Origin of the sequence: Streptomyces sp. NPDC050704, from assembly GCF_040654355.1 — a bacterium.
Classification (GTDB): Bacteria; Actinomycetota; Actinomycetes; order Streptomycetales; family Streptomycetaceae; genus Streptomyces.
On sequence record NZ_JBFAHW010000229.1, the window covers coordinates 1 to 6,610 of the forward strand.

At 69.4% G+C, this 6,610-nt stretch carries 6 protein-coding genes and 1 pseudogene; 6 read left to right on the forward strand and 1 reads right to left on the reverse strand.

Going from position 1 to position 6,610, the window contains the following annotated elements; genetic code table 11:
• Nucleotides 1-94: 94 nt before the first annotated feature.
• Nucleotides 95-541, reverse strand: a pseudogene (bldD, locus tag AB0I18_RS51225) (transcriptional regulator BldD); the annotation flags it as partial.
• A 244-nt stretch (nucleotides 542-785) separates the two neighbouring features.
• Here bldD and pyrR point away from each other — a divergent pair.
• From pyrR to carB, 6 genes are all read left to right on the forward strand, one after another.
• Complete coding sequence (gene pyrR / locus AB0I18_RS51230; protein WP_363112755.1) at nucleotides 786-1,376, forward strand: bifunctional pyr operon transcriptional regulator/uracil phosphoribosyltransferase PyrR; 591 nt, start codon at nucleotides 786-788, stop codon at nucleotides 1,374-1,376.
• A 143-nt stretch (nucleotides 1,377-1,519) separates the two neighbouring features.
• Nucleotides 1,520-2,497 (forward strand): aspartate carbamoyltransferase catalytic subunit, encoded by a 978-nt coding sequence (locus AB0I18_RS51235; protein WP_363112756.1) that lies wholly within the window; start codon nucleotides 1,520-1,522, stop codon nucleotides 2,495-2,497.
• 5 nt (nucleotides 2,498-2,502) lie between these two features.
• A complete protein-coding gene (locus tag AB0I18_RS51240; protein WP_363112757.1) occupies nucleotides 2,503-3,789 on the forward strand; it encodes a dihydroorotase in 1,287 nt (428 codons plus the stop codon).
• Entirely contained in the window at nucleotides 3,786-4,355 is a 570-nt protein-coding gene (locus AB0I18_RS51245) for a hypothetical protein (protein WP_363112758.1), read from the forward strand. The genes AB0I18_RS51240 and AB0I18_RS51245 overlap by 4 nt, the downstream gene beginning before the upstream one ends.
• On the forward strand, nucleotides 4,352-5,521 hold the full coding sequence (carA, locus tag AB0I18_RS51250) for a glutamine-hydrolyzing carbamoyl-phosphate synthase small subunit (protein WP_363112759.1): 1,170 nt from the start codon (nucleotides 4,352-4,354) through the stop codon (nucleotides 5,519-5,521). The genes AB0I18_RS51245 and carA overlap by 4 nt, the downstream gene beginning before the upstream one ends.
• On the forward strand, nucleotides 5,514-6,610 hold a 1,097-nt coding region (gene carB / locus AB0I18_RS51255; protein ID WP_363112760.1), incomplete at its 3' end, for a carbamoyl-phosphate synthase large subunit. The genes carA and carB, both read left to right, overlap by 8 nt.

Consider the following 6,610-nt stretch of genomic DNA (forward strand, 5'->3'; position numbering starts at 1 on the left):
GACCACCGGCCAGGGCGGCGAGGCCCGCGCCGATGGAGAAGGCCAGGGCGTTGCTGCGGCCGACGTTGATGCCGACGGCGGTGGCCGCCTCGTGGCTGATCAGCTGCTCGGTGAGAACCGAGGGCGACTGGTCGTAGATGACGGCGAGTGTGCGCAGGTCGTCCTGGCGGATCGACAGCACCTTGCCGTTGTAGTCACCGCGCTGCGACTGGATCGTGGCCGCATACCGCTGGAGGGGACCCGCCTTCTCGGCCGGCACGTGGGCCAGCCGCTCCAGGTCCAGGACCAGCTTCGGCGGCGGCTCGGCGGCCCCGCCCGGCGTGGTGCCCGGCAGCAGCTCCTGCACCGGCACGCCGTAGAAGTCCGCCAGCTCGGCGAGGCGCTGCACGGTCACGGCACGGTCGCCGCGCTCGTACGAACCGACCACGACCGCCTTCCAGCGTCCCTGGGACTTCTCCTCGACGCCGTGGAGGGAAAGGCCCTGCTGGGTGCGGATCGCGCGGAGCTTGGCCCCGAGCTGTTTGGCGTATTCGCTGGACATATAGCTCCCCGGACACTGTGTCATCATGCGGCTCCGCCGCGCGGCTGGTGACTCACTGTGAGGTTACGCAGCGTGACTCTGCCCCGTCAAGCCGAATGGTCCGGACCGACCCTTCCGTGGGAGTCACACACGGCTGCCACCAGGGGGGTGATCAGGGCCGTTGCCGGGCTGGTACCGTTGGTGGCGCAATTCCGACGTCCTTTAATGATCCGTCCCGTGAGGCGGAGAAGGAGGTCCGTTTCGTATGGACTCAGAGCAGGACAAGCAGCAGTACGAATCCGATGCCCGGGCCGTTCTCGAAGGCCCCGACATCGCGCGGGTGCTGACCCGCATCGCCCACGAGATCGTCGAGCGCGCCAAGGGCGCCGACGACGTGGTGCTCCTCGGCATTCCGACCAGGGGCGTCTTCCTCGCCCAGCGGCTGGCCGCCAAGCTCCAGGAGATCACCGACCGCAAGATCCCGGTCGGCTCCCTCGACATCACCATGTACCGCGACGACCTGCGCATGCATCCGCCGCGTGCGCTGGCCCGTACCGACATCCCCGGTGACGGCGTCGACGGCCGTCTGGTCGTCCTCGTCGACGACGTGCTCTTCTCCGGCCGCACCATTCGCGCGGCGCTCGACGCGCTGAACGACATCGGCCGCCCGCGCGCCGTGCAGCTCGCGGTCCTCGTCGACCGCGGCCACCGCGAACTGCCCATCCGCGCCGACTACGTCGGCAAGAACCTCCCCACGTCGTTGCGGGAGACGGTCAAGGTCCAGCTCGCCGAGGAGGACGGTCGGGACACCGTGCTGCTCGGTGTGAAGCGGACCGCCTCGGGCGGGCCGCAGTAGCACTCCGGCATCCGCCGCCGAGTGCGCCTGCGCGCGCTCGCATGCCCGCTGGGCCCTTCCGGGGCACCGACACGAGCGGCTGACACCGCGAGCCCCGGACCCGACTCCCTGAACTGCCTGAACTGCCTTACGGAGCCTGAAAGATGCAGCGTCATCTCATCTCGGCCGCCGACCTCACCCGCGACGACGCCGTCCTGATCCTCGACACCGCCGAGGAGATGGCCCGGGTCGCAGACCGGCCGATCAAAAAGCTGCCGACCCTGCGCGGCCGCACCGTCGTCAACCTCTTCTTCGAGGACTCCACCCGTACGCGGATCTCTTTCGAGGCCGCCGAGAAGCGCCTCTCCGCGGACGTGATCAACTTCACCGCCAAGGGGTCCAGCGTCTCCAAGGGCGAGTCCCTGAAGGACACCGCCCAGACCCTGGAGGCGATGGGCGTCGACGCCGTCGTCATCCGGCACGGCGCCTCCGGAGCCCCGTACCGCCTCGCGACCTCCGGGTGGATCGACGCCGCCGTCATCAATGCCGGTGACGGCACCCACCAGCACCCCACGCAGGCCCTGCTCGACGCCTTCACCATGCGGCGCCGGCTCGTCGGCCGGGACGCGGGCCTCGGCCAGGACCTGGCCGGCAAGCGCATCACCCTGGTCGGCGACATCCTGCACAGCCGGGTCGCCCGCTCCAACGTCGACCTGCTGCACACCCTCGGCGCCGAGGTCACCCTCGTCGCCCCGCCGACCCTGGTGCCCGTCGGCGTCGAGTCCTGGCCCTGCGAGATCTCGTACGACCTCGACAGCACGCTGTCCAAGTCCGATGCCGTGATGCTGCTGCGCGTCCAGCGCGAGCGGATGAACGCGGCGTTCTTCCCGACCGAGCGCGAGTACTCGCGGCGCTACGGGCTCGACGGCGACCGCATGGCGCGGATGCCCGAGCACGCCATCGTGATGCACCCCGGCCCGATGGTCCGCGGCATGGAGATCACCGCCGAGGTCGCCGACTCCGACCGCTGCACCGCGATCGAGCAGGTCACCAACGGTGTCTCGATCCGGATGGCCGTTCTCTACCTGCTGCTGGGCGGCAACGAGCCCGCCGTCACCCACACCCGTACCGAGGAGAAGTAGGAACCATGGGCAAGATTCTGATCCGCGGTGCGAAGGTGCTCGGCGGCGAGGCGCAGGACGTGCTGATCGACGGCCGGACCATCGCCGAGGTGGGTGCCGGTCTCAGCGCCGAGGGCGCCGAGGTCGTCGAGGCCGACGGCAAGGTGCTGCTGCCCGGGCTCGTGGACCTGCACACCCATCTGCGTGAGCCCGGCCGTGAGGACTCCGAGACCGTCCTGACCGGTACGCGGGCGGCCGCCTCCGGTGGCTACACCGCCGTGTTCGCCATGGCCAACACCTTCCCGGTCGCCGACACCGCCGGCGTCGTCGAGCAGGTCTACCGGCTCGGCCAGGAGCACGGCTACTGCGACGTGCAGCCCATCGGCGCCGTCACCGTCGGCCTGGAGGGCAAGAAGCTCGCCGAGCTGGGCGCGATGTACGAGTCGGCGGCCGGTGTCACGGTCTTCTCGGACGACGGCAAGTGTGTGGACGACGCCGTGATCATGCGGCGGGCGCTGGAGTACGTGAAGGCCTTCGGCGGTGTCGTCGCGCAGCACGCGCAGGAGCCGCGGCTGACCGAGGGCGCCCAGATGAACGAGGGCGTCGTCTCCGCCGAGCTGGGGCTCGGGGGATGGCCTGCGGTGGCGGAGGAATCGATCATCGCCCGCGATGTGCTGCTCGCCGAGCACGTCGGGTCCCGCGTCCACATCTGCCACCTGTCGACCGCCGGCTCGGTCGAGATCGTCCGCTGGGCCAAGTCCCGCGGCATCGACGTCACCGCCGAGGTGACCCCGCACCACCTGCTCCTCACCGACGAACTGGTGCGGTCGTACAACCCGGTCTACAAGGTCAACCCGCCGCTGCGCACCGAGCGCGACGTGCTGGCCCTGCGCGAGGCGCTCGCCGACGGCACGATCGACATCGTCGCCACCGACCACGCCCCGCACCCGCACGAGGACAAGGACTGCGAGTGGGCCGCGGCCGCCATGGGCATGGTGGGGCTCGAAACCGCGCTGTCCGTCGTCCAGCAGACGATGGTCGAGACGGGGCTGCTCAACTGGGCCTCGGTCGCCGACCGGATGTCCTTCAAGCCCGCCGAGATCGGTCAGGCCAAGGGCCACGGGCGTCCCGTCTCGGCAGGTGAGCCCGCCAACCTCACGCTGGTCGACACGGCTTACCGTGGTGCCGTGGACCCCGCGGGCTTCGCGTCGCGCAGCCGCAACACTCCGTACGAGGGTCGTGAGCTGCCGGGCCGTGTCACCCACACGTGGCTCCGGGGCAGGGCCACGCTCGTCGACGGGAAGCTCGCGTGACATCACTGCCGCATCTGACGTACATCGCCGCCGAACAGAAGTCGGCGGAAGTGACCGACTGGGCCGCCCGCATCGGCTGGCTCGTGGGCCTCGCCCTGTTCATCGCGCTCGTCTACTGGCTGATGCGCGAGGGCTGGAAGTGGCGCGGCACCCTCCAGGGCGACCTGCCCGAGCTGCCCGCCGTGCCGGATGACCCCGGCCCGGCGAGACTGAGCATGAGCGGCCGCTACCACGGCTCCACCACGGCCGGGCAGTGGCTGGACCGCATCGTGGCGCACGGCCTCGGCACCCGCAGCCGGGTCGAGCTCACGCTGACGGACGCGGGACTCGACGTCGTACGCCCCGGGGCCGCCGACTTCTTCGTCCCCGTCTCGCAGCTGCGCGAGGCCCGGCTCGACAAGGGCATCGCCGGCAAGGTGCTCACCGAGGGCGGCCTGCTGGTCGTCACCTGGGAGCACGGCGACAAGCTGCTCGACTCCGGGTTCCGCTCCGACGTCGCGGCCGAGCACACCGAGTGGGTCGAGACCCTGAACCACATGATCAACAAGACGGAAGGCGCACGATGACGACCTCCACCAGGGGAATCGCTTCTCAAAAGAAGCAGCTTCCCGCCGTACTCGTCCTGGAGGACGGCCGGACCTTCCGCGGCCGCGCCTACGGGGCCGTGGGGGTGACCTTCGGGGAAGCGGTCTTCTCGACCGGCATGACCGGCTACCAGGAGACCCTCACCGACCCGTCGTACCACCGCCAGGTCGTCGTGATGACCTCCCCGCACGTCGGGAACACCGGAATCAACGACGAGGACGCCGAGTCGAAGCGCATCTGGGTGGCCGGGTACGTGGTCCGCGATCCCGCGCGCGTGCCGTCCAACTGGCGCTCCCGGCGCTCGCTGGACGAGGAGCTGGTCGAGCAGGGCGTCGTTGGCATCTCGGGCATCGACACGCGCGCGTTGACGCGGCACCTGCGCGAGCGCGGTGCCATGCGCGTGGGCATCTTCTCCGGCAACGCGCTGCCCGACGAGGGCACCATGCTCACCGAGGTGCGCCAGGCCCCGGAGATGAAGGGCGCCAGCCTCTACGAGGAGGTGGCCACCAAGGAGGCGTACGTCGTCCCGGCCGTCGGTGAGAAGAAGTACACCGTCGCCGCGGTCGACCTCGGCATCAAGGGCATGACTCCGCACCGTATGGCCGAGCGCGGCATCGAGGTGCATGTGCTGCCCGCCACCGCGACGGTCGAGGAGATCTACGCGGTCGAGCCGGACGGCGTGTTCTTCTCGAACGGCCCGGGCGACCCGGAGAAGGCCGAACACCCCGTCTCCTTGATGCGGGAAGTCCTCGAACGCAGAACACCCCTCTTCGGCATCTGCTTCGGCAACCAGATCCTCGGCCGCGCGCTCGGCTTCGGCACGTACAAGCTGAAGTACGGCCACCGGGGCATCAACCAGCCGGTGCAGGACCGGACGACCGGCAAGGTCGAGGTCACCGCGCACAACCACGGGTTCGCCGTCGACGCACCGCTCGACAAGGTGTCCGAGACCCCCTACGGGCGGGCCGAGGTCTCGCACGTCTGCCTGAACGACCAGGTCGTCGAGGGGCTTCAGCTGCTGGACCGGCCGGCCTTCAGCGTCCAGTACCACCCCGAGGCGGCAGCGGGCCCGCACGACGCCGCCTACCTGTTCGACCGCTTCACGTCTTTGATGGACACCGTCCTGATGGAGGGCCAGCGTGCCTAAGCGCACCGATATCCAGTCCGTCCTGGTCATCGGCTCCGGCCCGATCGTCATCGGCCAGGCCGCCGAGTTCGACTACTCCGGCACCCAGGCGTGCCGGGTGCTCAAGGCCGAGGGCCTGCGGGTCATCCTGGTCAACTCCAACCCGGCGACGATCATGACCGACCCGGAGATCGCCGACGCCACGTACGTCGAGCCGATCACCCCGGAGTTCGTCGAGAAGATCATCGCCAAGGAGCGCCCCGACACCCTGCTGCCCACGCTGGGCGGCCAGACCGCGCTCAACACCGCGATCTCCATGCACGAGCAGGGTGTGCTGGAGAAGTACGGCGTCGAGCTGATCGGTGCCAACGTCGAGGCGATCAACAAGGGCGAGGACCGCGACCTCTTCAAGGACGTCGTGACCGCGGTGAAGGAGAAGATCGGGCACGGTGAGTCCGCCCGGTCCTACATCTGCCACTCGATGGACGACGTGCTGAACGGGGTCGAGCAGCTCGGCGGCTACCCGGTCGTCGTGCGCCCGTCGTTCACGATGGGCGGGGCCGGTTCCGGCTTCGCGCATGACGAGGAGGAGCTGCGCCGGATCGCCGGTCAGGGTCTCACGCTGTCGCCGACCACCGAGGTGCTCCTGGAGGAGTCGATCCTGGGGTGGAAGGAGTACGAGCTGGAGCTGATGCGGGACAAGCACGACAACGTGGTGGTCGTCTGTTCCATCGAGAACTTCGACCCGATGGGCGTGCACACCGGTGACTCGATCACCGTGGCGCCGGCGATGACGCTGACGGACCGGGAGTACCAGCGTCTGCGTGACATCGGGATCGCGATCATCCGCGAGGTCGGTGTCGACACCGGCGGCTGCAACATCCAGTTCGCGGTCAATCCGGACGACGGCCGCATCATCGTCATCGAGATGAACCCGCGGGTGTCGCGCTCCTCGGCGCTGGCCTCCAAGGCGACCGGCTTCCCGATCGCGAAGATCGCGGCGAAGCTGGCTGTTGGCTACACGCTGGACGAGATTCCGAACGACATCACGGAGAAGACGCCGGCGTCCTTCGAGCCGACGTTGGACTACGTGGTCGTCAAGGCGCCGCG